This is a genomic window from Pararoseomonas sp. SCSIO 73927, assembly GCF_037040815.1.
GTDB lineage: Bacteria > Pseudomonadota > Alphaproteobacteria > Acetobacterales > Acetobacteraceae > Roseomonas.
Window position 1 is genome coordinate 5,090,686 of record NZ_CP146232.1, and the last position, 25,961, is coordinate 5,116,646.

Sequence of the window (25,961 nt, forward strand, 5' to 3'; positions counted from 1 at the left end):
CGCGGCTCCCCCCCGCGTTCGACGCGTGGCTTACCTTGAAGATGATGCCACGGTCCGGAAGGCCTCCAGCCTCTCCGGAAATCCCCGGAAAAGGTCCAGTTCGCGCGCGAGCCGCGGCAGGTCGGAGAGGCCGCGGATCGGATCGGCGGTGAGGAGGCCGATGGTGTCGGCCAGAGCATGGCCGCTAAGCCTCGGCAGCCAGGTCGAGCGGATCGCGGCGAGGCGGGCGGCGTCCCCGGCCAGGGCGGCGTAGGCGGCGGCGCGAAGAAGGTTCGGCGGGGTGGCGGGATCGTCCAGGCTCGCGGCCGCGATGAGGGCGTCGGAGGCGCCGGGCCAGTCGCGGCGCTCGGCCAGCAGCTCCGCGAGGGCGGGGAGGCCGGGCGCGCCGAGGGAGCGCAGGATGGCCAGCGCTTCCTCGGCCAGGCCCTGGGCGGCCTTTGCGCGGGCGAGGAGGAGGCCGCGATCGACGGCCTGTTCGGACGGGGTGGTGAACCTCTCGATGGCGGCGACGGTGCCGGGCGCGTCGCCGGCCGCGAGGCGGAGGGCGGCGAGCCGCAGCGCGAGGGCAGGCCGGGCTTCGGCCGGCGCCCGCTCGACCGCCTGCGCGGCGAGGAGGGCGGCGCGGTCCGGGAGCTCGATAGCGGCGAGGCGCTCGGCGAGGGCGAGGAGGGCCTCCGCACCGCCCGTGCCCGACGATAGGAGGGCGGAGTTGGTTTCGAACAGGGCGACGGCGAGGGTCGGCGGCAGCTGCGACACGGCCCGAAGGAGGGCGGCTTCCCGCAGCGGGCGAAGCTGCTCGAGGCGATCGGGGAAGGCCTCGGCCGTCTCGTTCAGGAGGTCGAGCGCGCCGCGGCCGTCGCCGGCCTGCTGGCGCAGCGCGGCGATGCGGAGGCGGGTTCCGAACTCCTCCGCGTCGCCGCGCCAGGCGAAGAGCGCGGCTTCCAGCGCGGCCGCCGCGGCCGCGGGGGTGATCGTGCCGCTGGCGAGGCGGATCTCGGTCCCGCGGCGAAGGGCGCCGGCGCGGGCGAGGCGGTCGCGGCCGCCGGCGATGCGGGACAGGCGCTCCAGGGCCTCCTCCGTGCGGCCCTCCTCCTCAGCGAGGCGCGCGGCGGCGAGGGCGAGTTCGGGACGCTCGCCGGCGGCGCGGAGCAGGCGGCGGAGGGCGGGATGGTCGCCGGCCTCCAGCAAGGCGTTCGCGGCCATCGGCAGCAGGCGCGCCCGCAGCGGCTCCGGATAGGCGAGCAGGAGCGGCAGGGTGGCGGCAAAGCCCGGTGCGGAGGCCTCGCCGGCCGTGGCGGCGAGCGCCGCCCGCCACAGGGCGACCTCGTCGCTGGCGGGGAGGGTCGTGCCGCGGAGGGCCTGCGCCTCCCCCGCCCGCCCGGCGATCAGGGCGGCGGCGGCGTGGACGAGGAGGCTGCGGGCATCGGAGGAGGCGCGCGGATCCTCCTGAAAGGCCAGGCGGATCATGGACTGGGCTTCCTGGGCGAGGCCGAGGGCCAGGAGGCCTTCGGCGGCGGCGCGGCGGAGCGGGAGGCGGGCCAGGGGCGGCGCGGCGGCGATGCTGCCGGCCTGCGCGCGCAGACGCTCCTGCGATGGGCCGGGCGGCTGGCCCGGCAGATCCATGAGGCGGGTCATCTGGCCCGCCTCGGCCTCGGGCCCGGGGATGACGGCCCCGGCGGCCCCGGAGAGGACGAAGCGGTCGCCGGCGCGGCGGAGGGCGACGCTGTCGGCGCGCGCGAGGGCGGCGACGCCGAGCTGGGTGGGGAGGAGGTCCAGCTGCGCGAGGCTGCGGGGCAGGAGCACGGCCTGACCGGGCTCGCGCACGGTGCCGACGAGAAGGGGCAGGCCCGTCTCCGGGTCCAGCACGGGTACTGGCCGGCCCGGCGCGGCGGCGCGGAGCACGACGCGTCCCTCATCCGGCTCCGCCAGGATCGAGCGCTCCCGCGGGGTTGCGGGGACGGGGGTGACGAGCCACGCCCCGCCCTGCCGGCGCGCGGCCAGGGCGGCGGGCGCGGCGAGGGGAAGGGTGAGGAGCGTCGCCTCGGGGAGGCGCTGCACGCGCAGGCCGCCGAAGACCGGATCGTCGCGCAGGGGGGCAGGATCAAGGGTGTGAGGGCCGTCCAGCACCAGCAACAGCAGGTCGCCCCGGCGGAGGATGGCGAGGCCGGCCTCCTCGGTGCCGGGCAGCAACAGTGCGCGCCCGCCCGCCTCGGCGACGCTCCGCAGCGGGAGGCCCATGGGGGCTTCCGGCGCAACGGGCGGCGCGAGAGGGGGAGAGGACTGGGAGACGGCGGGTGGGGCGGGCTGGGGTGGGGGCGGCGCGAGGGGGACCGGCACGGGTGCCGAGGGCGCGACTGCCGGGAGCGCCGCGACCGAGGCTGCGGGGGCTGCGGTCGGGCGCGGCGGGGTGGGCTCCGGGGTTCGGGGGGGAGCGGAGGCGGTGGCGGCCCGGCGCGCGGCGCCGTCCAGCACGTCCAAGACGAGACGGTGACCGAGCCGGTAGTGGCGCAGGCGGGTTCCGGGGCGGGTGCGGATCCGCAGCCCTTCCGCCGTGCCCTCCAGCGCCGTCACGTTGCGCGGGGGGCGGCGGATGTCGGTGAGGTCCGGCTCTACGCCGGGGGCGAGGTGGAGAAGGGTGCCGTCCGGCCCCTCCTCCACCCTGTAGGCGACGCCCGGCGCGGCGAGGTCGAGCACGATGCGGCCATGGCCGGGATGGCTGCCGACCCGCACCGCCACCCGCTCCGCGAGGGCAGGGGCGGCGAGGATCAGCGGACCGCAGAGGGCGAGAGCTGCCGCGCCGCGCATCAGTCGAAGCTCGCCAGCAGCGCGTCGATCTCCGCCTGGGAGGAGGCGGCGGCCGTGGCCTGCGGGCCGTTGGCCAGGCGCTCGCCCTCCGTTCTCGCCGGGGCGTGGCGCGCGGGCAGCGCGGCGGAGCGGGTGTAGCGGCCCGTGGTCTCGCGCACGCGCTGCTCGATCTGCTTCAGCGCGTTCACCACCTTGCCGATCCGCTGGCCGGTGATGTCCTGGAAGGCGCAGGCCTCGTAGATGCGGGTCACGCAGACCGCCACCGTGTCCGAGGCCTCGGCGTCGAGCCTGGGCTGGAGATTTTCCAGCGTCTCGCAGACGTCGAGGATCTCGTTCGCGGCGTTCGCCGTGGACTTCACCACCTCGTCCAGCTCGTCGGTCGCGGCCGGGAGGTGCGTGGCGTCCACGTTCTCCACGCGCATCGCCGCGATCTCCTCCTTCGCGGCGGCGACCATGCGGCCGAGCGACTCCAGTTCGGAGAGCAGGGCCGTCTCGGTGCGGTTCAGGTTCGACATGACCTGGAGCGCCACCTCGGGGCGCACCATGTCGGGGGCGGCGTCAGGCATGGGCCATCACCTTCTCGATCTTGTCGCGCAGCGTCTCCGCGTTGAAGGGCTTGACGATGTAGTTCGAGACGCCGGCGGCGCGGGCGGCGACGACGTTCTCCGTCTTGCTCTCGGCGGTGATCATGATGAAGGGGGTGGACTTCAGCCGGGCGTCGGCCCGCACCTCCTTCAGGAGGTCGAGGCCCGTCATCGGCTCCATGTTCCAGTCGGAGATGACGAGGCCGAAATTGCCAGCGCGGAGCTTGGAGAGGGCCTCCTGCCCGTCCGTTGCCTCCTCGACGTTGTTAAAGTCGAGCTGCTTGAGCAGGTTCCGGATGATGCGCAGCATCGTCTTGTAGTCGTCGACGATCAGCACGTTGGTGTTCTTGTCCATCGGCATCGCTCTCCTTTCATTCCGTCCTGTTGTCGGCCGCCCTGTTGTCGGCCGCGCGAAGCCTTGCGAGCTCCGCGGTCAGCGTGCGGGCCCGATCCGGGCGCATGGCGCCGAGGATCGGGGCGGTCTTCGCTTCCCGCATCCGATGGACGATCTGTACGAGCACAGAGATTTCCAAATCGTCGAAAACGGTGGCGGCATCGCGCGGGCGCATGGATTCGTAGGTCTTCACCAGGCCGCGCCAGCCGGCCTCCTCGCGCTCCCCCCTGCCCCGCTCCAGCGACTCCAGGCGGGACTTCAGGGCGGCCATCTCCTCCAGCCGCGCCGTCAGGCGGCGCTCGGCGGCGGCGAGGACGGATTCGCGCGCGGCGAGGGTGGACTCGCGCTGGTCCATCGCCGCGCGGCGCTCCCTCAGATTGCTCAGCAGGTCGCGCTCGGCCTGGTCCACGGGGTCGGCGGGCGGCGGTGGCGCGGGCCGGGTGGGCGGGGCGGCGGGAGCGGGGGGCGGGGCGGAGGCGACGGCGCTGGCGACGAAGAGCCCCTCCCCCGGGACCGCCTGCAGGAGGGCGCCGGCCTTGACGAGCGCGAGGGCGGCGCAGGCAGCGAGGATCGCGGGCACGAGGCGCGGGCGCGGGATACGCGGGAGCGGGACGCTCAGGAGCGGGATGCGCAGCCTGGGCATCAGCGGGCCATTCGGAGGGCGCGGAGGAGGTCGCGCTCGGCCTGGCTGCGCGGGGCCGGATCCTCCGCGACGGAAGAGGACGCGGGTGCGGCCGGGGGGCGGCCCTGGCGGATGAGCGCGTCCAGCCGGTCCGCGAGACCTTCCGCGCGGTCGACGAGGAAGCGGAGGTCGTCCCGCAGCGCTTCGGCCCCGGCGGACTGGCGAGCCCCGGTCTCCAACGCCGTGCGGAGGCCGGAGAGGGTCAGTTGGGCCTCGCGCGTCGCGGCCTCGAAGCCGCGCGTGCCCTCGGCGATCGCGGCGCGGTCGCAGCGCAGGGCGGACAGGCCGCGCTCCAGGCGGAGGATGAAGGGGAGTGCGGCGAGGAGGAGCAGGAGCAGGGCGCCCTGCACACACCACTCCAGGGCCGTCATGCCGCGTCCTCCGTTCCTGCGCGCTTCAGCTCGCGCTCGATCCGCACGGCCAGGCGGTTCTCCCGGCGGCCGAGCATCGCCTCGAAGAGAGGGACCTCGCCGCAGCGGAGGCGCACGGGGGCGCCGGGGCCGACGTTGAGGGTAAGGCGGTCGCCGGGCTTGAGATTGACCACGGTGGAGAGCGGCAGGGGTTGCTCGTCCAGCACGACGTCGAGGGTAACGTCGGTGTGGCGCAGCTCGTCGGCGAGGTGGTTCTCCCAGATGGAGTCGCGGCCGAACTTCTCGCCCATGAACTGCTGCAGGAGGAGCTCGCGGACAGGTTCCAGCGTGGCGTAGGGAAGGAGGAGCTCCACCTTGCCGCCGCGGTCCTCCATCTCGACCCGGAGCTTGACGAGGATGCAGGCGTTGGAGAGGCGGGAGATGGCGGCGAAGCGGGGGTTCACCTCCAGCCGCTCGAACTGGAATTCCACGGGGCAGAGGGGGTCGAAGGCCGCGGAGACGTCGCGCAGGATGACGGTGATGAGGCGCTCCACCAGCGTGCGCTCGATGGTGGTGTAGGGGCGGCCCTCGATCCGCATGGCGGCGGTGCCGCGGCGGCCGCCGAGCAGCACGTCCACGACGGAGTAGATCATGGCGGAGTCGACGACCATGAGGCCGTAATTGTCCCACTCGCGGGCCTTGGTGACGGCGAGCATGGCGGGGAGCGGGATGGAGTTGAGGTAGTCGCCGAAGCGAAGCGAGGTGATGCCGTCGATCGAGACCTCGACGTTGTCGGAGGTGAAGTTGCGGAGCGTCGTGCTCATCAGGCGCACCAGGCGGTCGAAGACGATCTCGAGCATCGGCAGGCGCTCGTAGGAGACGAGGCCGCTGCCGATGATGCGCTCGATGGCGGATTTCGAGTCCTCGACGCGCTCGCTGTCGAAGCCGAGGAGGCTGTCAATCTCGGCTTGGTTCAGGACGCGGGTGGAATCGGTGCCGGCGGCGAGGGTCTCGTCCTCCAGGGAGGCGCCCCAGGCGGCGGCGAGGTCGTCCTCCTCACTCATTGGACGATCATCTCGACGAAGAGGACGTCCTGGATCCGGGCGGGGCTGGCGGCGAGGGCGGCGCGGTTTCGCAGCTCCTCGCGCAGGCGATAGGTGCCCTGGCTGCCGCGCAGCTCCTCCGGCCGCATCTCCCGCAGGTAGGTCTGGAAGAGATCGAGCAGGCGGGGCATGGCGGCCTGGACGGCGGCGGAATCGGCCTCCGAGGCGAGTTCCAGCTTCGCCTTCAGGCGGATGAAGGTGGCGCGGCGGCCGGTGACGTTGAGGTTTGTCAGGACCTCCGGAAGGTCGAGGAAGACGGGGGGCCTGACGGGCTGCGTGGCGGGCGTGGGGGAGTGGGTCTCGCCTCCGCCGGCCACGGCGTGATCCGAGGGCTGCGCCTCGGGCTTGCCGAAGGGGAGCAGGCCGCCGAACCAGAGGCCCGCGCCGGCTCCGGCGAGGAGCAGCGGCAGGGCGAGGAGGACCAGCTTCTTTCTGCCGCCCTTGTGCCGGGCCGCCTCCGCTCCGTTCGCCGTGGGTGCCGCCGCATGGGCCATGGGGTCGGGTGCTTCCTGCCGTTCCGATGGGGCGAGTGTGGCGGGGAAGGGTTAACGGGACGTTGCCGGGCGGCAGGTTTTGCCGAGGGCGCGGATCGCGGCGGCACGCGGGGCGGCGGTAACGGTTTAGGAAGCTTTGGGGGACATGCTTCCGGTCCGGACGGCAGAAGGCTCGCGGCGCGGATGGACAATCCCGGCTACATCGCCCTCTCGCGGCTGGTGGCGCAGAACCGCGCGGTGGCGGTGCTGGCGCACAACATGGCGAATGCGGAGACGCCGGGGTTCCGTGCCTCCCGGCCCGTGTTCACGGCCTATCTGGAGAGGCAGCGGGAAGCGGGGGCGCCGCCGGGCAGCGGGACCACGTACTTCGCGCAGGACCGGGCGACCTGGCGCGAGGAAGCGCCAGGGGCGGTGCAGACGACGGGGAACCCGCTGGACGTGGCGATCTCCGGCGCGGGGCTCTTCGCGGTGCAGACGCCGCGCGGGGAGCGCTACACCCGGGCCGGGCGGTTCTCTCTCGGGCCGGACGGGACGGTGGTGGACATGGAGGGGAACGCGCTGCTGGGCGCGGGGGGCAACCCGCTGCAGGTGGCGCCGGGCGACACGCGGCTGGTGATCCGGGGCGACGGCGCGCTGCAGAGCGAGAACGGCGAGATCGGGCGGATCCGCGTGGTGCGCTTCGAGGACGTGCAGGCGCTGGTGGCGGAGGGCGGCCGGCTGCTGGCGGCGGCGCCGGGGCAGGTGCCGGAGAACGTGGAGCGGCCGGCGCTGGTGCAGGGCGCGGTGGAGGGCAGCAACGTGCAGCCGGTGTCGGAGCTGACGCGGCTGACGGCGGAGATGCGGGAATTCCAGTTCATGGCGCAGTTCGCGGAGAAGGAGAGCGAGCGGCTCTCCGGTGCCGTGGAGCGCATCCTGCGGAAGCGCGGGTAGGGAGGGTGTGACGATGCGCGCGCTCTGGACGGCCGGCACGGGCATGATGGCCCAGCAGACGAATGTCGAGGTCATCTCCAACAACATCGCGAACATGAGCACGACGGGTTTCAAGCGCCGGCGGGCGGAGTTCCAGGACCTGATGTACCAGAACATGCGGCGGGTGGGGTCGCAGTCCTCCGACACGGGGACCACCCTGCCCTCCGGCGCGCAGGTGGGGCTGGGGGTGCGGACGGCGGGGGTGTACCGCATCCACGAGCAGGGCAGCCTGCAGCAGACGGAGAACAAGTTCGACATCGCCATCCGCGGGAACGGGATGCTGCAGGTGCAGCTGCCCTCGGGCGAGACGGCCTACACGCGGGACGGCACGCTGGGGCTCTCGCCGGAAGGGGTGATCGTGACGGCGGAAGGGTATCCGGTGCTGCCGGGGATCACCATTCCCGCCAACGCGACGGACGTGACCGTGAACGGGAATGGCGAGGTGCTGGTGAAGCTGGCCGGGCAGACGGCGGCGCAGAATGTCGGGCAGTTCCAGCTGGCGATCTTCGCGAACGAGGGCGGGCTGGAGGCGGTGGGGGACAACCTGCTGCTGGCATCCGCATCCTCGGGCGCGGCGCAGCAGGGGGCGCCGGGGGCGCCGGGGTTCGGGAACATCATGCAGGGATTCATCGAGATGTCGAACGTGAACGTGGTGCAGGAGATCACGAGCCTGATCACGGCGCAGCGCGCCTACGAGATGAACAGCAAGGTGATCACGGCGAGCGACGAGATGCTCAACACCATCGCGCGGCTGAAGTGATGCGGGCGCTGGTCCTGGCCTTCGCGCTGCTGCTGCCGGGGGCGGCGCGGGCGGAGCTCGCGGTGCTGCGGCCGGTGGCGGTGGCGGTGGTGGAGGATGCGGTGATCCGGCTCTCCGACCTGTTCGACGGGGCGGGGGCGAATGCGGGGCGCGCGGTGGGGCCGGCGCCGGCGCCGGGGCGGCGGATCGTGGTGGAGGCGGCGCAGCTGCTGGCCATCGCGCGGGCGAGCGGCGTGGCGTGGCGGCCGCTGACGGCGGCGGACACGGTGGTGGTGGAGCGTCCCGGGCGCGCGGTGCCGCGCGACGAGGTGCTGGACCTGCTGCGCGGGGAGCTCGGGCGAATGGGGCTGGACCCGCAGGCGGAGCTGGAGCTGCCGGGGTTCCAGGCGCCGATGGTACCGCTGGCGGCCTTCACGCAGCTGGCGCTCGAGCAGCCGGCGTTCGAGGCGGCGACGAACCGCTTCTCGGGCACGCTCGTCGTCGTGGCGGAGGGGATGCCGACGCTGCGGCTGCGGGTGGCCGGGCGCGCGGTGGCGACGGCGGCGGTGGTGGTGGCCACGCGCCGGCTGGGGCTGGGCGAGGTGGTGGCGCCAGGGGACCTGCGGCTGGTGCGGCAGCGGGCGGAGCGGGTGCGGGCCGGGCTGGCGAGCGATCCCGGGCAGGTGGTGGGCAGGGCGCTGCGGCGGCCGGTGAGCGAGGGCGTGGGGTTCGCGCTGGCGGATCTATCGGCGCCGCCGGTGATCGAGCGGAACGCGGTGGTCACGATGCTGGTGGAGGGTCCGGGGGTGAGCATGAGCGCGCAGGGGCGGGCCATGGCCTCGGCGGCGCGGGGCGAGACGGTGGCGGTGATGAATCTCTCCTCGCGCTCCGTCGTGGAGGCGGAGGCGATCGGGCCGGGGCGGGTGCGCGTGGCCTTCGGCAGCGTGCCGGTGAGCCGCTGATGCGGGGCGGGACGGCGTCGGGCGCAGGCGTGACCGCAGTGCGGGGTGTGGCCGGGATGATCGGCGGGAGGATGGCGGGCCGGAGGAGGATGGGGCGGAGGATGGCGGGCGGGCCGGCGCGGCCGGTGGGCCTGGTGCGGGCGGGCCTGGTGAGGGCGGGCCTAGTGCGGGCGGCCCTGATGCTGGCGGCCCTGGTGCCGGCGGCCCTGGTGCTCGCGGGGTGCGGGACGGCGGAGCGGCTGGCGCGGATTGGGCGGGCGCCCGAGATGGCGCCGATCACCGACCCGACGCGGGGGGCGGATTACCGGCCCGTCTCCATGCCGATGCCGGCGCCGCAGGATTCGCGGCAGCTGGTGGCGAACAGCCTGTGGCGGCCGGGGAGCCGGACCTTCCTGCGGGACCAGCGGGCGGCGGCGGTGGGCGACCTGATCACCGTGCTGGTCTCCATCCGGGACAATGCGGAGCTGTCGAACAGCACGGACCGGAGCCGGGACAACAGCGAGAACATGGGCATTCCGCGGCTGTTGGGGCTGGACGCCACCTACGCGCGGCTCCTGCCGAACGGGATCGACCCATCGAAGCTGATCGAGGCGTCGTCCGCGAACTCCTCGGTCGGGCGGGGGGAGATCAGGCGGAACGAGGCGGTGACGATGCGGATCGCGGCGACGGTGACGCAGGTGCTGCCCAACGGGAACCTCGTGGTGGGCGGGCGGCAGCAGGTGCGGGTGAACCAGGAAATGCGGGACCTGAGCATCGCGGGGGTCATCCGGCCGCAGGACATCGCGAGCGACAACACGGTGCGGCACGACCGCCTGGCGGAGGCGCGGATCGCCTATGGCGGGCGGGGAACGGTGAGTGACGTGCAGGCGCCGCGCTACGGGCAGCAGGTGCTGGACGCGATCCTGCCCTTCTGAGTTCTCCGCTCCTATGAAGCTGGGCTTCAGGAACGGAGAAGGGCGGGCGCCTTGCGGCGGCCCGCCCTTCCCTTTCGATCCGCTGAGGATCAGGCCTTGTTGGCGGCGTCCCGCACCGCGTCCTTCACGCCGCCGGCGGCGTTCTGGACCTTGCCCTCGGCGCGCTGTGCGGCGCCCTCGGTCTCCATCTTCTTGTCGCCCACCGCGGCGCCGACGTTCTCCTTGATGGCGCCACCGGCCTGCTTCAGGGAACCCTCGACGCGGTCCTTATCGATCGCCATGGCGTTGTCTCCTTGCCGTGTTGCTGTGGGTTAAGAACGTGGACGATCGGGCGCGGTTGCCCCCTGCCCCGGCGCGGCGGATGACGGATTGCAACGGAGCGGCGAGATGTGCGGGCGGTACTTTCTCCAGCGGGATCCGGCGAAGCTGGAGACCTACTTCGAGGTGCCGGAGACGAGTGCGCGGCCGAACTTCGCGCCGAACTGGAACATGGCGCCGACGCAGGACGGCGTGGTGCTGCGGCGGAACCCGGAGACGGGGCAGCGGCAGATGGATTTGCTGCGCTGGGGGTTGGTGCCGCGCTGGGCGAAGGATGCGAAGGACGGGGCGCGGCTGATCAACGCGCGAGCGGAGGGGGTGGCGGAGAAGCCCTCCTTCCGGGACGCCCTGGCGAAGCGGCGCTGCCTGGTGCCGGCGGACGGGTTCTACGAGTGGCTGTCGCCGAAGGAGGCCGGGGCGAAGGGGACGCGCGACCCGAAGCAGCCCTTCGCGGTGGCGCTGGCGAGCGGGGAGCCGATGGCGCTGGCGGGGATCTGGGAGGGGTGGAAGGACCCGGAGGGGCACTGGCTGCGGACCTACTCCATCATCACGACGGAGGCGAACCCGAAGCAGGCGCCGCTGCATCACCGGATGCCCGTGATCCTGCCGCGGGAGGCTTGGCCGGCCTGGCTGGGGGAGCGGGAGGCGCCCCCGGAGGAGCTGCTGGGGATGCTGCGCCCTTGCCCGCCGGAGTGGCTGGCCTGCTGGCCGGTGGATAGGCGGGCGAACAAGGTGTCCGAGAACGATGCGGGGCTGATCGTGCGGGATCCGTCCCTGCCGGCACCGCCGGGGCTGGACGACCCCTCGCCCTACGCGGCGTGACAGGGCTCGGGGGGGGGGGGGGGGGGGGGGGGGCGCGCGGAGGCTAGGGATGCCCGGGTTGTCGCGGCTCCGGGCCCTGCCCTGGCCACGGGGATGGCGGGGCGCGGCCGTGCCCGCGGGGGCACGGCCGCGCCCATCGGGATCAGCGGCGCCGCTGATCCGTGCTGGAGGGGAGCGGGCCGCCGCGCATGGGCTCCGTGCCGATCTCCGGCGTGGTGGTGCTCCGGTTGATGGCACCGCTGCTGCCGGAGGACAGCGGGGCGCCGCGCATCGGCTCCGTCGTGACCGACGGGGCCGTGCCGGAGACGGGCTGCTGGGTGCCGGCGGGCAGCGGGGCGCCGCGCATCGGCTCCGTCATCGGGGCGGGCGGCGGGACGGAGTCCGCGCAGGCGACGAGGGTGGCGATCGACGCGACGGCCGCGACGCGCAGGAAGGCGCTTGAGTAGTTCATCGGGAGGCTTCCCCAAGGTTAACAGCGCCGACTCGATCGTGGGCGCTCGGGGGGAGCCTAGCCGAAGTGCGGCGGGGTTCCCCTAAATTCGGGCGTGGCCGGACCGCTTAATTCACAATCTTTAATGATTTCAGCTGCCCCGGTAGGTCGAGTAGGACCAGGGCGAGAGGAGAAGGGGCACGTGGTAATGCCCCTGCCCTTCGCGGAGCCCGACACTCAGCACCACGGTGCCGAGGTAGCCGGGGTCGTCTCCCCGGGCGGCGAAGTAGGGGCCGGCCTCGAAGCGCAGCTCGTAGCGGCCGGGGGCGAAGGTGCCGGGGGTGAGGAGTGGGGCGTCGGTGCGGCCGTCGGCATTGGTGGCCGTGCGGGCCAGGCGGCGGGGCTCGGGGTCCATGCGCCAGAGCTCGACCGCCATGCCCTCGGCGGGGATGCCGGCGGCGGTGTCGAGGACGTGGGTGGTCAGGGCGGAGGGCTTCATCTCCGTCACTCCGCGACCAGGGAGGGGGGCGGGAGTTCCTGCGGGATCTCGCCCGTCAGCTCGGGCTCGTCATAGTCGAGGAGGCTCCGGAGGTGGAGGTCGGCGTCCTCCTGCCAGAGGCGGCGGCAGATGCCGTCCACGAGGCGCGGGGTGCCGTACTTCATGCCGGAGATGCTGGCGCCCGAGAGGCCCATGGAGGCGGTGGAGCCGTAGTTGATAACGTGGATGTGGTGCAGGAACGGGGCGTCGCCCGGGGTCTTCTCCCGCATCGAGAAGTCGCTGTTCAGGTAAGGGCAGGCGCCGAGGGCGGGGAATTCGAGGCCCGCGGGCGGGGTGTAGGCGTCACGCCAGAGGAGGATGTGTTCCGCAAAGGAGGCGAGCTCCGGGCGGAGGGCGAGGTCGAAGGCGGTGCCGGTGCCGACGATGACGTGGTCCGTGCGGTGTTCCGCGCGGGGGGTGGTGACGATCACCTCGCCGCCCTCCTCCCGGACGGCCGTGACGGGGCTGCCCATGTGCAGGTCGAAGCGCGGATCCTCGGCCACGCGGTTCCAGGATTCCAGGGGCGGCGGCTGGTTGAGGGCGAAGATGTGCTGCATGAAGCGCCAGCGCATGGCGTCCGGCAGGCTGTAGAGCTGGCCGAGGAAGCCGGGCTGTTCCATCCAGCGGAAGGGGTTCACGCGCGGCATCCGCTGGCGGCGGACGAGCATGGTGGCGCGGGCGGCGCCGGCCTCGAGCGCGGTGGCGAGGTTGTCGAAGGCTGAGGCGCCGGCGCCGACGACGAGGATGCGGCGGCCGCGCAGGGCCTCGAAGTCCACGTGGCCGGAGGTGTGGGAGACGCGGTGCGCCGGCAGGGTGTCGAAGGGCGCGGGGATGGACCAGCCGCCCATGCCGTCCATGCCGGTGGCCAGGACGAGCTTGCGGGCACGGACCGTCGTCTCGCCTTCGGGGGTGGAGAGGTGGAGTTCCAGCGGGTCCTGCGCGGCGGTGGGGGCGATGCGGAGGAGGCGGTGGCCGTGGCTGACGGGGAGGTCCAGGGTCCGCTCCAGCCAGTCCAGGTAGCGCTGCCAGTCCTCGCGGCCGATCTTGTGCAGGCTCTCCCACGCCGCCTCGCCGTCCCGCGCGGTGAAGAAGGCGCGGGGCGTGAGGGCGGGGATGCCGAGGTCGGGGCCGGTGACGTGCTTCGGGGTGCGGAGGGTCCGCATGCGGGCGAAGGTGGTCCAGACACCGGTGCCGCCTCGCGGGGCGGCGTCGAAGATGCGGACGCGCTGCACGCGCTCGCGGAGGAGGCCGTGGGCGGTGGCGAGGCCGGTCTGGCCGGCGCCGATGATCGCGACGTCCAGCACCCCATCGCCGCGGGAGGGGACCCAGGGGTGGCGGGGGTAGTCCAGGAGCTGGAGTTGGCGGCGGGCCTCGGCGGCGAGGGCGGTGAGGCGCTCCTGTGCCGAGGCGGACTGGGGTTCGGCGGCCGCTTGGGCGGCGTCCGGGGCGGTCTGGGCTGGGCTGGCGTCCGGCATGGCGGTTCCCGGGGGGTGGTCCTGGATCATGGGGCGGGTTGGCGGGGCCCGGTGTGCGGCCACGCCGATCCGCCCGGCGCTTCCGGTGGGCGTAGCACGCGGCGTGCCGTGTTGTGGCATGGCGGGTGCCGGGGCGGGTGCTGGAAGGCCTCGCGCGGAAAGGAGGGGGCGGCGGGTTGATCTCCCCCTCCCCCGCACCGCAAATGCGGGGGCGTCCCCGAACCGAGCCAGGCAAGGATCCCCATGAGCGCCAGCACCGCCCCCAACCTGATCGCGGCCGTGAGCGAGGCCCGGCAATGGGACCGGCTGATGGAGCTGGCGAAGCTCGGCGCCATCACCGGCACGGACGGGTCGCCGGGGGTGAACCGGGCCTGCCTGACGCCGCTGGACCGGGAGGCGCGGCGGCTGGTGATCTCCTGGGCGGAGGCGCTGGGGCTGGCCGTGACCGTGGACGAGATCGGCAACCTGTTCCTGCGACATGAGGGGACGGATGCCTCCGCGGCGCCGGTGCTGACGGGCAGCCACATGGACACGCAGCCGAATGGCGGGCGTTTCGACGGGATCTGGGGCGTGATCGCGGGGCTGGAGGCGGTGCAGGCCATCCGGGAGGCGGGGGTTCAGACCGTGCGGCCGATCGAGGTGGTGGCCTGGACGAACGAGGAGGGCGGGCGCTTCGCGCCGGGCTGCATGGGCAGCATGGCCTACGCGCACTTCAAGCCCGCCAACTCCTGGGACGAGGTGGCGGACCAGGAGGGGGTGACCTTCCGCCAGGCGCTGGACGAGCACCGCAAGGCGGAGGCGGAGCTGACGCTGCGGCCGCTGGGGGGCAAGCCCTTCGCCTATCTGGAGACACATATCGAGCAGGGGCCGCGGCTGGAGGCCGAGGGGAAGGACATCGGGGTTGTCACCGGCATCCAGGGCAGCCGCTGGTTCATCGTGGAGGTGCGGGGCGAGACGGCGCATGCGGGGACCTCGCCGGTCTCCACGCGGCGGGATGCGGTGCAGGACATGGTGCGGGCGATCAACGCGCTGAACGCGCTGATGACGGACCCGACGGACGTGCTGCGCTTCACCGTGGGGCAGATCGAGGTGATGCCGAACACCTCCAACACCGTGGCGGACGTGGCGCGGTTCACGATCGACTTCCGGCACCCGGACAAGGAGCTGCTGATCGCCAATGGAGACGCGATCGAGCCGACGATCCGCAGCGCGGTGAAGGGCTGCGAGGTGACGGTGACGGAGCGGTTCCACGCGCTGCCCGTGGAGTTCGACCCGCTGGTGACGGACGCGGTTCAGCGGGCGGCGGATTCGCAGGGGCTCTCCTCCATCGCGCTGCCGAGCGGGGCCTTCCACGACGCGCAGTTCATGGTGCCGCTCTGCCCGGCGGGGATGATCTTCGTGCCCTGCCGCAAGGGGGTGAGCCACAATCCGGCGGAGTACTCCGAGCCGGGGCAGCTGGCGGCGGGGGCGCGGGTGCTGGCGGCGGCGCTGGTGGAACTGGCGAACCGGTAAGCGGCGGCGCGCTGGGAGGGGGAGCGGCCTCCCTGGCGGGGCGCAGCGGCCTGCTGGCGCGCCGCCCTGAGCAGCGGCGGGGATCCAGGGGCGCCCGATGCCTGAGGCGCATCCTGCGGCCACTGCGGCCGTTGGGACGGGATCGCTGGATGAGAGGATCCCGCCCATGACGCGCATCGCATCGCTTGCGCTGGCCTCGGCGCTGCTGGCCCTGGCGGCCTGCGGGTCGGTGGTGGCGGACCGGACGAACGAGAACACGAACCCGATGCGGCGGGATCCGGCCACGAGCCGGCTGCTGAACGAGACGCCGACGGTGATCGACAGCAACCGGGGCGCGCCGCTCTGAGCAGTGGGCGTGCCCGCTGCCGGGGTGCGGCCGCCCCTGTCATGAGGTGTTCACCGCGGGCCGGAGGGTGCTGGGGTAGTTAGCCGGCCAGGGATTTGGGCGGGGTCTTCTCCATGGACGGCATTCTGGAGCGGCACGGGATCCTGGCGGAGGAGCTGGAGGCGATGCCCGATCCGGCGGCGCTGCACGCCGCGGTGGAGGAGCTGATCGCGGCCGTTTCCGGGGAGGCGGCGGCGATCCGGGCGGGGTGGACGACGGGGCCGCGGGAGGGCTTCGCGGCGGAGAACCTCTCGCTCTACCTCGCGCTGCGGCGGCGGGACCTGCGGCCCTTGCAGCGGGCGCTGATGGTGCTGGGGCTCTCCTCGCTCGGGCGGCTGGAAGGGCGGGTGCTGGTGGCGCTGCGGGCGGTGCGGGCGAGCTTGGCGGCTCTGGCCGGGTTGCCGGCGGAGGGGCGGCCGGGGCCGGCGGCGTTCTTCGCCGGGGAGCGGGCGCTGGCGGAGAACACGGCCGAGGTGCTGGGGCCGAAGACGGAGCACCGGCCGGTGGGGCTGCTGGTGACCTGCCCGAAGGAGGCGGCGGAGGGGCCGGAGTTCATGCTCGCCCTCGCGCGGCGCGGGGTGGAGGCGGTGCGGATCAACTGCGCGCACGACGACGCCGAGACCTGGGCGCGGATGATCGCGCATCTGCGCGGGGCGGAGCGGGCGACGGGGCACCGGATGCGCGTGCTGATGGACCTGGCAGGGCCGAAGATCCGCACGGGGAAGCTGCGGCTGCCGCACGGGAAGCGCGTGCAGGAGGGCGACCGGCTGGCCATCGTGCCGCCGGGGGAGCTGAAGGAGCCGGCGAAGGACGAGGCCGAGTTCATGGCCGAGTGCACCCTGGCCGAGGTGCTGGACATGGTGCGGCCGGGCGAGCGGGTCTTCGTGGATGACGGCAAGATCGGCGCGGTGGTGGAGCGGCGGGAGCCCTGGGGGCTGCTGGCGCGGGTGACGCAGGTGCCGGGGGACGGGGCGAAGCTGAAGGAGGAGAAGGGGCTGAACTTCCCCGACACCGCCCTGGCCTGCGCGGCGCTGAGCGACAAGGACCGCGAGGACCTGGACTTCGTGGCGCGGCACGCCGACGGGATCGAGTATTCCTTCGTGCAGTCCGCGGCCGACGTGGCGGCGCTGCAGGAGGAGCTGGCGCTGCGGCGGCCGGAGGACTGGCGGCGCCTCTCCCTGGTGCTGAAGATCGAGACGGAGCGGGCGGTGCGGGCGCTGCCGGAGATCCTGGCCCGGGCGGCGGCGGAGCAGCCGACGGCGGTGATGATCGCCCGCGGGGACCTTGCGGTGGAGATCGGCTTCGCGCGCACCGCGGAGATGCAGGAGGAGATCCTGTGGCTGGGCGAGGCGGCCCATGTGCCGGTGATCTGGGCGACGCAGGTGCTGGAGCGGCTGATCAAGGACGGGGTGCCGGCGCGGGGCGAGATGACGGACGCGGCCATGGCGGCGCGGGCCGAGTGCATCATGCTGAACAAGGGGCCGCACCTGGCGGCGGCAATCGACGAGCTGGACGTGCTGCTGCGGCGGATGGGCGAGCACCAGCGGAAGAAGACGCCGCAGCTGCGCCGGCTGAGCAGCTGGTAGGCATGAAAAAGCCGGCGGCCCCGAGGGGGCGCCGGCCTTTCGGCGGGGATGGTGGGCGGCGGCCTATTTCGGCGCCAGCACCATGATCATCTGGCGGTTCTCCAGCCGGGGCATGGATTCGACCTTCACGGCCTCCGCCATCTCGTTGCGGATGCGCTCCAGCACCCGGGCGCCGAGGTCCTGGTGGGCCATCTCGCGGCCGCGGAAGCGGAGGGTGACCTTCACCTTGTCGCCTTCCTCGATGAAGCTCTTCATCTGCTTCATCTTCACCTCGTAGTCGTGGTCGTCGATATTCGGACGGACCTTGATCTCCTTGATCTCAACGACCTTCTGGCGCTTGCGGGCCTCGTTGGCCTTCTTCTGCTGCTCGTACTTGAACTTGCCGAAATCGGTGATCTTGCAGACGGGCGGCTCGGCGTTCGGGCTGATCTCCAGCAGGTCCATGCCGACGTCGTAGGCGCGGAGCAGCGCGTCGCGCGCGCTCATCACGCCGAGCATCTCACCGTCCTGGTCGATCAGGCGGACCTGGGGCGCGCGAATCTCCTCGTTCACCCGCGGTCCGTCGCGGGTCGGGAGGCTGTTGGGCATTGGGCCTCGGGCCAGGGGTAGTCTCCTGTAGTGGTGATACGGGGGTGTTATGGTGCGCGGCGGTCGCGTCTGCAACCGCCGCGTGGCGAGGTCAAGCCGGTTTTTACGGGAATGCGGCCGGCCCGCGAAATTTCCGGGTGATCTTTACGCTTCCGTTGTCCCCGCGGGGATGCCGCGCCGATCCGGGGGGGCGGACTCGGCCACGAGGCGGGCGATGGCGTCGGCCAGGGGGAGCGTGTCCTGCTCCCGGCCCGGCAGGCGGCGGAGGACGAGGTTGCGCTCCTCCGCCTCCCGCCGGCCGACGACGGCGAGGATCGGGACGCGGGCGTCGATGTGCTCGGCGACCTTGCGGTTGATCTTCTCGTTCCGGATGTCGGTGCTGGCGGCGATGCCGGCGGCGCGCAGGGCCTCGGCCACCTCCTCGGCGTAGGGGGCGGCGTCGTCCACGATGCTGGCGACGACCACCTGGACCGGGGCGAGCCAGAGGGGGAAGCGGCCGGCGTGCTCCTCGATGAGGATGCCGAGGAAGCGCTCGAAGCTGCCGAGGATGGCGCGGTGCAGCATGACCGGGCGGTGCTTGGCGCCGTCCTCGCCGACGTACTCGGCGTCCAGGCGCTCCGGCAGGACGAAATCGACCTGGAGGGTGCCGCACTGCCAGTCGCGGCCGATGGCATCGCGGAGGACGAATTCGAGCTTGGGGCCATAGAAGGCGCCCTCCCCCGGGTTCAGCTCGTACTCCACGCCGGCGGTGGCGCAGGCCTCGCGCAGGGCGCCCTCGGCGCGGTCCCAGGTGGCATCGTCGCCGGCGCGCTTCTCCGGGCGGTCGGAGAACTTCACGCGGAAGCTCTCGAAGCCGAAGTCGCGGTAGATGGAGGAGAGGAGGGCGACGAAGCGGACCGTCTCCGAGGCGATCTGGTCCTCGGTGCAGAAAATGTGCGCGTCGTCCTGCGTGAAGGCGCGGACGCGCATGATGCCGTGCAGGGCGCCGCTGGGCTCGTAGCGGTGGCAGGCGCCGAACTCCGCCATGCGGAGGGGGAGCTGGCGGTAGCTGCGGATGCCCTGGTTGAAGATCTGCACGTGGCAGGGGCAGTTCATCGGCTTGAGGGCGAGGACGCGGTCCTTCTCGGACTCGTCCTCCACCGTTGCGATGAACATGCTCTCCCGGAACTTCTCCCAGTGGCCGGACTCGATCCAGAGCTTGCGGTCCACGAGCTGGGGCGTGCGGACCTCGTCATAGCCGGAGGCGTCCAGGCGGCGGCGCATGTAGTCCTCCACCGTGCGGTAGAGGCGCCAGCCCTTGGGGTGCCAGAAGATGCTGCCGGTGGCTTCTTCCTGCAGGTGGAAGAGGTCCATCTCCTTGCCGATGCGGCGGTGGTCGCGCTTCTCCGCCTCCTCCAGCATGGTGAGGTGGGCTTCCAGCTCCTTCGCGTCGCGCCAGGCGGTGCCGTAGATGCGCGACAGGACGGGGTTGCGGTGGTCGCCGCGCCAGTAGGCGCCGGCGACCTTTTGCAGCTTGAAGGCGGTGCCGATGTCGCCGGTGCCGCGCATGTGCGGGCCGCGGCAGAGGTCCAGCCACTCGCCCTGGCGGTAGATGCTGATCGTCTCGCTCTCGGGCAGGTCGCGGATCAGCTCGGCCTTGAAGCGCTCGCCGCGCTCCTCGAAGAAGCGGATCGCCTCCTCGCGGGGCCACTCCTCGCGCTGGAAGCTCGCGTTCCGCCCGATGATCTCCCGCATCCTGGCCTCGATGGCCGGGAAGTCCTCGGGCGTGAAGGGCTCGTTGCGGGCGAAGTCGTAGTAGAAGCCGTTCTCGATCGCCGGGCCGATCGTGACCTGGGTGCCGGGGAAGAGTTCCTGCACGGCCTCCGCGAGCACATGGGCGGCGTCGTGGCGGATCATCCCGAGGGCCTCGGGGTCCTTGCGGGTGATGAAGCGCAGGCGCGCGTCGGCCTCAATCGGGACGGAGAGGTCCTTGAGGGCGCCGTTCACCTCCATGGCCAGCGCGGCCTTGGCGAGGCCGGGGCCGATGGACGCGGCCACGGTGGTGCCGGTGACGGGACCGTCGAAGGATCGAACGGAACCGTCGGGCAGCGTGATCGCGGGCATGGGAGCGGGCTGGGCCTTGCAAGGAGAGGGGGGCGCGAGAGGTGGCACCCTCCTGTTCTGGGGTCAAGCGCATGACCTACGAAATACTCCCAAGGAGAAAATATATTTGGGCATACATATGTGCAGCGCCGATACCAAGCCAGCAAATAGCAAGAATAGTGAGGCTTATAGACTTTATACTCGCGTTCGATAAAATAGCTCCCTTCAGCAATCAGATTGAAATTCGGATTGTCACACCGTAAACGCGCCCAACACTTACAACTGAGAGACCATGGTAGGAACTCGCATTCGAAACAAAGGCAAATCCGGCATTCATGCGTGGAGGCAGAAGGAGAATATCTTCTTTAAAAGCCGGTTCCTTTCCGAGAATCCACACACCTCCATTCTCCGGGGACCAGTCTTCAGCAAAACTCAAAACTATACGCAACTCACGATCAGCAGCATCGGTGTGCGCACCAATCCCGCAGCCTACGGAGTACCGATGAGCCTGAATCACAGGCTTCGCAACGGAAGCGATGCCCAAGGAGTAGGCGATTGGCGCGACCGTTCTCTCAAGCGGTCCGCGCTCGAAAAGTTTGCGAACAGAAAGCAGGTCTTTTTCAGACGCAGGAACGTCCAACCTATAAAACTGCCCTACCTCCCTACACCAACTTATATCCTCCAAACAGTCAAAACACCTCCTCGCCGCTCCCTCGGCGAAAAAATCAGACACAAGGATGTGTTTGAACGGCTCGTTCTGTCGAAGAGTATCCAATTATATTTTACCCGCCCAAGCTACATTTCAATCAAGGCACCGAACGCGGATCACTGAAGAAGGACGTTCGAATCGCGGAGGCAGATGATTGCGCTTCGAATTCTACCTCGGACACCCCCCCCAAGTGAACATCCCGCAGAGCCGAAATTGGCACCTGCAAACAAATATCTCTCATCTCAACCATCTTCTTCAAGCGCAAACTTTCCTGAAGAAAGCCTTCCATACCAGTTGACCCAATGCGCAACATCGTTGCATCCTCCAATCATGGATACGGCACAACCTTGTGCTGGAAGTGATTATACGGGACCCAGTGCATGAGAAGCAAGTCTTGGCTGCGAGGTAACCCTTCAACTCTCGCCAAACTATCGGTGATATTTCTCCTACTTGTTGTAGCCGCGATTTCCTGGCATTTCTTGCAGCCGGACAAAAGCATCGTAGTAGGTATTTTTATGGGTGCAGCTTTGCCGATAGCTGTCAACCTTGCGATATCTTTTCTAGAACATGCTTCAGAAGAAAAAGCCATACCCGCTGGCTTCATCGCCGCTGCAGGTAGTGAACTTTCCTCCGCGAGCTACTATCGCGAAAAGCAAGAAATAAATATTACAATAAAAAGCAATGCAGGAGCGGAGGAAATTCACATAGAGATGATGGCCGACATTATCCCGTTTCAGACAGGGGCACGTATTTACCGTCAAGATATCACTTATGTCCCTCCCGGCCTAAAAAAAATGGTATATTCTTACAAAGTTGCCGGCGTCGAACTGTCTGAAGACGGATTTTATCCTATTGAAAGAAAAGTAAGAGATAGGGTTTACATTATTTACCAGATCACAGATATTGAACAAACGAAGTTCGAAGACACGCATTCATGGCCGAGCCCAGTTCTCGACTACACTGTAACATTCAACGGGCCTGAACGCTTCGATTTCAAAATAGGGCGCATTATAGCAGCGGATGAGGTTGAAAGCCTTAGCGAGGAAGCTTCGCGAAGTGCCCAGAACTCCAAAATTTTTCTGGGGAAGCGTTCAGCGTTCATAAACCAAAGTCTGAAGTGGACCTTCAAGCGCCTCTAGGTACTGATACACCAACTTATCTGTTTGCTGATTTTGCGCCGCCAGGCGATCCCCGTCAGCCCAGCGTCGCGGTGGGGCGGACGACGATTTCGTTCACGTCCACGTCCTCCGGCTGCTCAAGGGCGAAGCGGACGGCGCGGGCGATGGCGTCGGGCCGCAGGGCGACGGCGCGGTAGGTTCGCATGTACTCGGCGGCGGCGGGGTCGGTGATGGTGCCGGCCAGCTCGCTCTCCACCACGCCGGGGTGGATGCAGGTGACGCGGATGGAGGGGCTCTCCTGCCGCAGGCCGTCGGAGATGGCGCGGACGGCGAATTTGGTGGCGCAGTAGACGGCGGCGGTGGGGACGACGGAGAGGGCGCCGACGGAGGCGATGTTGACGACGTGACCGGAGCCGCGGGCCGTCATCTCCGGCAGGACGGCGGCGATGCCGTAGAGGACGCCCTTGATGTTCACGTCCACCATGCGCTCCCACTCCTCCACCTTCAGGGCGGCCATGGCGGAGAGGGGCATGAGGCCGGCGTTGTTGACGATGACGTCCACGCGGCCGTGGGCCTTCCGGGCGGCCTCGGCAAAGGCCTCCATGCTGGCGCGGCTGGTGACGTCGAGCGGGTGGGCCAGGGCGGTGCCGCCCCCGCTTGTCTCCCTGGCGGCATTCAGCTCGGCGGCCAGGGCCTCGATGCGGTCCGTGCGGCGGGCGCCGAGGACGACCTTGGCGCCGGCGGCCGCGAGCTCGCGGGCGATGCCGGCGCCGATGCCGCTGGAGGCACCGGTGATGAGGACGACCTTGTTCAGGGGGGCGGGGTTCAGGGGGGCGGGCATGGGGGTTCTCCTTCCCGTGGGGTTCCGGACCGTTCCGGGCCTTTGGCGGGAGGGAGATAGAGGGGCGAATTGGGCGGGATAATCCGCCCGATCCTTCATGGACTGTTCAGCGCCGCTAATGGATGGGGGGGGGTCAGTCCCGGAAGACGACGGTGCGGGCGCCGTTGGGGAGGATCCGGTCCTCCAGCCACCAGTGGAGGGCGCGGGAGAGGACGCGGCGCTCGATGTCGCGGCCCTGGCGGACCAGGTCGTCGGGCGTGTCGTTGTGGGAGATGCGCTCCACGTCCTGCTCGATGATCGGGCCCTCGTCCAGGTCCGCGGTGACGAAGTGGGCGGTGGCGCCGATGAGCTTCACGCCGCGGGCATGGGCCTGGTGGTAGGGGCGCGCGCCCTTGAAGCCCGGCAGGAAGGAGTGGTGGATGTTGATGCAGCGTCCGGCGAGCTTCGCGGCCAGGCCGTCTGACAGGATCTGCATGTAGCGGGCGAGGACCACGAGCTCGGCGCCGGATTCGCGGATGACGCGCCAGACCTCGCCCTCCTGCTCCAGCTTCGTGGCCTTGGAGACGGGGAGGTGGTGGAAGGGCACGTCGGCGAAGTCGAGGTGCTGGTAGGTCTCGCGCGGGTGGTTGGAGACGATGCCGACGAGGTCCATGGGCAGCTCGCCGAGGCGCCAGCGGTAGAGGATGTCGGCCAGGCAGTGGTCGAACCTGGAGACGAGGACGATGACCTTGCGGCGGACGGCGCGGTCGCGAAGGGTCCAGGCCATGCCGAAGCGGGAGCCGACGGCCTCCAGGTCCTGGCGCAGGGCGGGGAGGTCGAGGGCGTCCTCCGGGTGGTCCAGGGTGATACGGGCGAAGAAGCGGCGGCTCTCCGCGTCGTCGTACTGCTGGGCCTCGCGGATGTTGCCGCCCCGCTCGAAGATGGTGGTGGCGACGGCGGCCACGATGCCCGGGCGGTTGGGGCAGGTGAGGGTCAGGACGTATTCGGGCCTGGTCTTGGATTCGATGGGCATGGGCGACTCACGGGCTGTGGCGCCGGCCGGCCGGCGCCACAGCCCCTTGCCACCGCCGGGGGGATCGGGCCAGCCCCCCTGAGCCCGCGGGCGCGGCGAGGGCGCGTCCCGGGCGCGCGCCCCCTGCCCTGCCGTTGCGGCGGGCCGGGGCGCGATCCGGGGCGCGATCCGGGGCTGGGTCAGCCGGCGGCGACGTACTCCTTCAGGGCCTCGGCCTCGCCCACCGCCGCGTCGATGCGGGCCTTCACGAGGTCGCCGATGGAGACGATGCCGACCACCCTCTCGCCCTCCAGCACGGGGAGGTGGCGGACGCGGCGGTCCGTCATCAGCTCCAGGGCGGCGATGATGGGGGTCTCGGGCGTGACGGTGTGGAGGATCTTTGTCATCGCGTCGGCGGCAGTGAGGGTGTCCACGGTGACCTCGTCCTCGGCGAAGAGGCGGACGATGTCGCGCTCCGACAGGATGCCCAGCGGCGGGCCGTCGCCGCCGCGGACGAGGACGGCGCCGATGCGGTGGCGGACGAGGGTGCGGGCGACCTGCGGCAGGGGCTGGCCGGCCTCCACGGTCACGATATCGCTGCCCTTGTTCCGCAGGATGGATGCGATGGTCATGACGTCCTCCTCTGGCGTTCTGCCCTGGAGGAAGTCTGTCATGACGGGGCTGTCACGTTACAAGGGGAAACGCCGGCCCTCACCGGCGCTTGAACGCCCCCGCGCGGCTCCCCTCAGGCGGGGACGGGGGCGGGCTTCTTCGCCTCGGTGCCGGTGAGCTGGGTGCGCACCAGTTCCGCGAAGCGGCCGCCCTGGGCCACGAGCTCCTCGAAGTTGCCGCGCTCGGCGATGCGGCCAAGCTCGAAGACGAGGATCTCGTCAGCGTCGCGGATGGTGGAGAGGCGGTGGGCGATGATGAAGGTGGTGCGGCCGGCCATCAGCACCTTCAGCGCTTTCTGGACGCGGGCTTCGGTGGCGGCGTCGAGCGCGCTGGTGGCCTCGTCCAGGATGAGGATGGGCGGGTCCTTCAGCAGGGCGCGGGCAATGGAGAGGCGCTGCTTCTGGCCGCCGGAGAGGGAGGTGCCGCGCTCGCCGACCGGGGTGTCGTAGCCCTGGGGCTGGCGGGAGATGAAGTCGTGCGCCTCGGCCATGCGGCAGGCCTGCTCCAGCTCCTCCTGCGTGGCATCGGGGCGGCCGACGAGGAGGTTCTCCCGGATCGTGCGGTTGAAGAGCATGGCGTCCTGGAAGACGACGCCGACGTTGCGGCGCAGGCTCTCCAGGGAGATGTCGCGCAGGTCGTGGCCGTCGATGGTGACGCGGCCCTCGATGGGGTCCCAGAGGCGCTGGAGGAGGGACATGGCGGTGGACTTGCCGGCGCCGGTCTGGCCGACGAGGGCGACGGTCTTGCCCGGCGGGGCCTCGAAGGTGACGTCGTTCAGGATCTTGCCGCCGCCGGGGTAGCCGAAGGCGACGTGCTCGAAGCCGACATGGCCGGCGGTGCGGCCGATGTCCACGGCGTCCGGCTTCTCCGGGACGCTGCTCCGGGTGTCCAGGACGTTGAAGACCTCTCGCAGGCCGGGGACCTGCATCAGCAGGCGGGAGACGAAGCCGACCGCGCCCTCCAGCCGGCCGATGAGCATGGTGGCGAAGCCCATGAAGGAGACGATCTCGCCGACCGTGGCCTGGCCGTTCATGTGCAGCCAGGTGCCGAGGATGAAGATGGTGATGACGGAGACCGTGCTGGCGGAGCGGGTGAGGACGGAGACGACCGCCCACCAGTTCAGCACGGGGAACTGGTGGTCCAGCACCTGGCGCATGATGTCGCCGAAGAGCTTCGCCTCTGCCGCCAGGCGGGTGAAGGACTGGACGACGACGACGTTGGACAGCGCGTCCTGCGCGTTGCCGGCGAGCTGGGACTGGAAGTTCTCCGCCTTTTCCTGCGCTTCCTGCGTGCGGGAGACGACGAAGGCGGCGACGACGATGAAGACGAGGACGAGCGCGAGCAGCACGAGGGCGAGGCGCCAGTTCATCAGGAAGGTCAGCGGCAGCAGGACGAAGCCGGTGATGAAGGTGGTCAGGTGTTCCCGGAAGAAGGAGAGCCAGATGGCGAAGAGGTGGTCCGTGCCGACCAGCATGATCTTCATCAGGCGCCCCGAGGCCGTGTCCCCGTGGAAGGAGAGCGGCATGGCGAGCACGTGCTGGAAGTAGCGGTGCATGACGGCCAGGCGGTTGCGGTGGGCCATGCGGTCCGCCAGCAGGGAGACGGCGACGTTGGCGGCGATGCCGGTGAGGCCGACAGCGCCCCAGACGACGAGGAGGGCGGTGGCCTGGCGCCAGACGATCTCCGGCGGCTGGCGGTCCGCGCCGGAGAGAACGTCCACCACGCGACCGAAGAGGACGGGCTCCAGGAATTGCAGCCCGGCGAGGGCGAGTGCCGCCAGCGCGAGGCCGATCGCCACCCACTTGTCCGGGGCAAGCAGCCCGAGCACGCGGGCGTAGGTCCGGAGAAAGCCCATGCTGGTCCCAGTCCTCATCGCAGGCAGTTGGCGGCGGCCGGAG

At 70.8% G+C, this 25,961-nt stretch carries 27 protein-coding genes; 9 read left to right on the top strand and 18 right to left on the bottom strand.

Going from position 1 to position 25,961, the window contains the following annotated elements; all coding sequences use genetic code 11:
* Positions 1 to 30: 30 nt before the first annotated feature.
* The 7 genes from VQH23_RS24110 to VQH23_RS24140 form a co-directional block, all read right to left on the bottom strand.
* Positions 31 to 2,805 carry a hypothetical protein gene (locus VQH23_RS24110; RefSeq protein WP_338663207.1) on the bottom strand — a complete coding sequence of 925 codons (2,775 nt, stop codon included), beginning with the start codon at positions 2,803 to 2,805 and terminating at the stop codon, positions 31 to 33.
* On the bottom strand, positions 2,805 to 3,371 hold the full coding sequence (locus tag VQH23_RS24115; protein WP_338663208.1) for a protein phosphatase CheZ: 567 nt from the start codon (positions 3,369 to 3,371) through the stop codon (positions 2,805 to 2,807). The genes VQH23_RS24110 and VQH23_RS24115 overlap by 1 nt, the downstream gene beginning before the upstream one ends.
* The gene (locus VQH23_RS24120) at positions 3,364 to 3,750 is read right to left on the bottom strand and encodes a response regulator (protein ID WP_209372072.1); all 387 of its coding nucleotides are present in this window, start codon (positions 3,748 to 3,750) and stop codon (positions 3,364 to 3,366) included. Before VQH23_RS24120 ends, VQH23_RS24115 begins: the two co-directional genes overlap by 8 nt.
* 10 nt (positions 3,751 to 3,760) lie before the next feature.
* On the bottom strand, positions 3,761 to 4,363 hold the full coding sequence (locus VQH23_RS24125; RefSeq protein WP_338663209.1) for a hypothetical protein: 603 nt from the start codon (positions 4,361 to 4,363) through the stop codon (positions 3,761 to 3,763).
* A gap of 62 nt (positions 4,364 to 4,425) precedes the next feature.
* Positions 4,426 to 4,836 carry a DUF6468 domain-containing protein gene (locus VQH23_RS24130; RefSeq protein ID WP_338663210.1) on the bottom strand — a complete coding sequence of 137 codons (411 nt, stop codon included), beginning with the start codon at positions 4,834 to 4,836 and terminating at the stop codon, positions 4,426 to 4,428.
* Positions 4,833 to 5,879, bottom strand: coding sequence for a flagellar motor switch protein FliM (gene fliM / locus VQH23_RS24135; protein WP_338663211.1), 1,047 nt, complete (start codon positions 5,877 to 5,879; stop codon positions 4,833 to 4,835). The genes VQH23_RS24130 and fliM overlap by 4 nt, the downstream gene beginning before the upstream one ends.
* Positions 5,876 to 6,412 (bottom strand): flagellar basal body-associated FliL family protein, encoded by a 537-nt coding sequence (locus tag VQH23_RS24140; protein WP_338663212.1) that lies wholly within the window; start codon positions 6,410 to 6,412, stop codon positions 5,876 to 5,878. Before VQH23_RS24140 ends, fliM begins: the two co-directional genes overlap by 4 nt.
* A 183-nt stretch (positions 6,413 to 6,595) precedes the next feature.
* Between VQH23_RS24140 and VQH23_RS24145 the strand changes: the two genes are divergently transcribed.
* The 4 genes from VQH23_RS24145 to flgH all read left to right on the top strand — a co-directional run bounded on the left by VQH23_RS24145 (position 6,596) and on the right by flgH (position 9,996).
* Positions 6,596 to 7,342, top strand: a complete 747-nt coding sequence (locus tag VQH23_RS24145; RefSeq protein WP_338663213.1) for a flagellar hook basal-body protein — start codon at positions 6,596 to 6,598, stop codon at positions 7,340 to 7,342.
* Between the two features lie 13 nt (positions 7,343 to 7,355).
* Positions 7,356 to 8,141, top strand: coding sequence for a flagellar basal-body rod protein FlgG (gene flgG, locus VQH23_RS24150; protein WP_338663214.1), 786 nt, complete (start codon positions 7,356 to 7,358; stop codon positions 8,139 to 8,141).
* On the top strand, positions 8,141 to 9,082 hold the full coding sequence (gene flgA / locus VQH23_RS24155; RefSeq protein ID WP_338663215.1) for a flagellar basal body P-ring formation chaperone FlgA: 942 nt from the start codon (positions 8,141 to 8,143) through the stop codon (positions 9,080 to 9,082). Before flgG ends, flgA begins: the two co-directional genes overlap by 1 nt.
* Positions 9,083 to 9,183: 101 nt before the next feature.
* Positions 9,184 to 9,996, top strand: a complete 813-nt coding sequence (gene flgH, locus VQH23_RS24160) for a flagellar basal body L-ring protein FlgH (RefSeq protein ID WP_338663216.1) — start codon at positions 9,184 to 9,186, stop codon at positions 9,994 to 9,996.
* 89 nt (positions 9,997 to 10,085) lie between these two features.
* On the opposite strand, the gene VQH23_RS24165 is transcribed toward flgH, so the two are convergent.
* Complete coding sequence (locus tag VQH23_RS24165) at positions 10,086 to 10,277, bottom strand: CsbD family protein (protein WP_338663217.1); 192 nt, start codon at positions 10,275 to 10,277, stop codon at positions 10,086 to 10,088.
* A gap of 88 nt (positions 10,278 to 10,365) precedes the next feature.
* On the opposite strand from VQH23_RS24165, the gene VQH23_RS24170 reads away from it, so the two are divergent.
* The gene (locus VQH23_RS24170) at positions 10,366 to 11,136 is read left to right on the top strand and encodes an SOS response-associated peptidase (RefSeq protein WP_338663218.1); all 771 of its coding nucleotides are present in this window, start codon (positions 10,366 to 10,368) and stop codon (positions 11,134 to 11,136) included.
* Between the two features lie 142 nt (positions 11,137 to 11,278).
* Here the strand turns inward: VQH23_RS24170 and VQH23_RS24175 are convergent, their stop codons facing one another.
* The 3 genes from VQH23_RS24175 to VQH23_RS24185 form a co-directional block, all read right to left on the bottom strand.
* On the bottom strand, positions 11,279 to 11,587 hold the full coding sequence (locus VQH23_RS24175; RefSeq protein WP_338663219.1) for a hypothetical protein: 309 nt from the start codon (positions 11,585 to 11,587) through the stop codon (positions 11,279 to 11,281).
* 130 nt (positions 11,588 to 11,717) lie between these two features.
* Positions 11,718 to 12,065 (bottom strand): hydroxyisourate hydrolase, encoded by a 348-nt coding sequence (uraH, locus tag VQH23_RS24180; RefSeq protein ID WP_338663220.1) that lies wholly within the window; start codon positions 12,063 to 12,065, stop codon positions 11,718 to 11,720.
* A 5-nt stretch (positions 12,066 to 12,070) separates the two neighbouring features.
* The gene (locus VQH23_RS24185) at positions 12,071 to 13,609 is read right to left on the bottom strand and encodes an NAD(P)/FAD-dependent oxidoreductase (RefSeq protein ID WP_338663221.1); all 1,539 of its coding nucleotides are present in this window, start codon (positions 13,607 to 13,609) and stop codon (positions 12,071 to 12,073) included.
* Positions 13,610 to 13,822: 213 nt separating this feature from the next.
* Between VQH23_RS24185 and VQH23_RS24190 the strand changes: the two genes are divergently transcribed.
* The 3 genes from VQH23_RS24190 to VQH23_RS24200 all read left to right on the top strand — a co-directional run bounded on the left by VQH23_RS24190 (position 13,823) and on the right by VQH23_RS24200 (position 17,062).
* A complete protein-coding gene (locus VQH23_RS24190; protein ID WP_338663222.1) occupies positions 13,823 to 15,091 on the top strand; it encodes a M20 family metallo-hydrolase in 1,269 nt (422 codons plus the stop codon).
* Between the two features lie 166 nt (positions 15,092 to 15,257).
* Positions 15,258 to 15,437 (top strand): hypothetical protein, encoded by a 180-nt coding sequence (locus VQH23_RS24195; protein WP_338663223.1) that lies wholly within the window; start codon positions 15,258 to 15,260, stop codon positions 15,435 to 15,437.
* Positions 15,438 to 15,550: 113 nt separating this feature from the next.
* On the top strand, positions 15,551 to 17,062 hold the full coding sequence (locus VQH23_RS24200; protein WP_338663224.1) for a pyruvate kinase: 1,512 nt from the start codon (positions 15,551 to 15,553) through the stop codon (positions 17,060 to 17,062).
* A gap of 63 nt (positions 17,063 to 17,125) precedes the next feature.
* Here the strand turns inward: VQH23_RS24200 and infC are convergent, their stop codons facing one another.
* From infC to VQH23_RS24215, 3 genes are all read right to left on the bottom strand, one after another.
* On the bottom strand, positions 17,126 to 17,650 hold the full coding sequence (gene infC, locus VQH23_RS24205; RefSeq protein ID WP_338663225.1) for a translation initiation factor IF-3: 525 nt from the start codon (positions 17,648 to 17,650) through the stop codon (positions 17,126 to 17,128).
* Positions 17,651 to 17,794: 144 nt separating this feature from the next.
* Complete coding sequence (gene thrS / locus VQH23_RS24210; RefSeq protein WP_338663226.1) at positions 17,795 to 19,753, bottom strand: threonine--tRNA ligase; 1,959 nt, start codon at positions 19,751 to 19,753, stop codon at positions 17,795 to 17,797.
* Between the two features lie 211 nt (positions 19,754 to 19,964).
* The gene (locus VQH23_RS24215) at positions 19,965 to 20,372 is read right to left on the bottom strand and encodes a 2OG-Fe(II) oxygenase (protein ID WP_338663227.1); all 408 of its coding nucleotides are present in this window, start codon (positions 20,370 to 20,372) and stop codon (positions 19,965 to 19,967) included.
* A 449-nt stretch (positions 20,373 to 20,821) separates the two neighbouring features.
* Here VQH23_RS24215 and VQH23_RS24220 point away from each other — a divergent pair, with 449 nt between their 5' ends.
* Positions 20,822 to 21,580 carry a hypothetical protein gene (locus VQH23_RS24220; protein ID WP_338663228.1) on the top strand — a complete coding sequence of 253 codons (759 nt, stop codon included), beginning with the start codon at positions 20,822 to 20,824 and terminating at the stop codon, positions 21,578 to 21,580.
* 55 nt (positions 21,581 to 21,635) lie between these two features.
* On the opposite strand, the gene VQH23_RS24225 is transcribed toward VQH23_RS24220, so the two are convergent.
* The 4 genes from VQH23_RS24225 to VQH23_RS24240 all read right to left on the bottom strand — a co-directional run bounded on the left by VQH23_RS24225 (position 21,636) and on the right by VQH23_RS24240 (position 25,936).
* Positions 21,636 to 22,400: an SDR family oxidoreductase gene (locus tag VQH23_RS24225; protein ID WP_338663229.1), complete on the bottom strand. Its 765-nt coding sequence runs from the start codon at positions 22,398 to 22,400 to the stop codon at positions 21,636 to 21,638.
* A gap of 133 nt (positions 22,401 to 22,533) precedes the next feature.
* On the bottom strand, positions 22,534 to 23,412 hold the full coding sequence (gene purU, locus VQH23_RS24230) for a formyltetrahydrofolate deformylase (RefSeq protein ID WP_338663230.1): 879 nt from the start codon (positions 23,410 to 23,412) through the stop codon (positions 22,534 to 22,536).
* A gap of 179 nt (positions 23,413 to 23,591) precedes the next feature.
* On the bottom strand, positions 23,592 to 24,023 hold the full coding sequence (locus VQH23_RS24235; RefSeq protein ID WP_338663231.1) for a CBS domain-containing protein: 432 nt from the start codon (positions 24,021 to 24,023) through the stop codon (positions 23,592 to 23,594).
* A 113-nt stretch (positions 24,024 to 24,136) separates the two neighbouring features.
* Positions 24,137 to 25,936 (bottom strand): glucan ABC transporter ATP-binding protein/ permease, encoded by a 1,800-nt coding sequence (locus VQH23_RS24240; protein WP_338663232.1) that lies wholly within the window; start codon positions 25,934 to 25,936, stop codon positions 24,137 to 24,139.
* Positions 25,937 to 25,961: the final 25 nt, after the last annotated feature.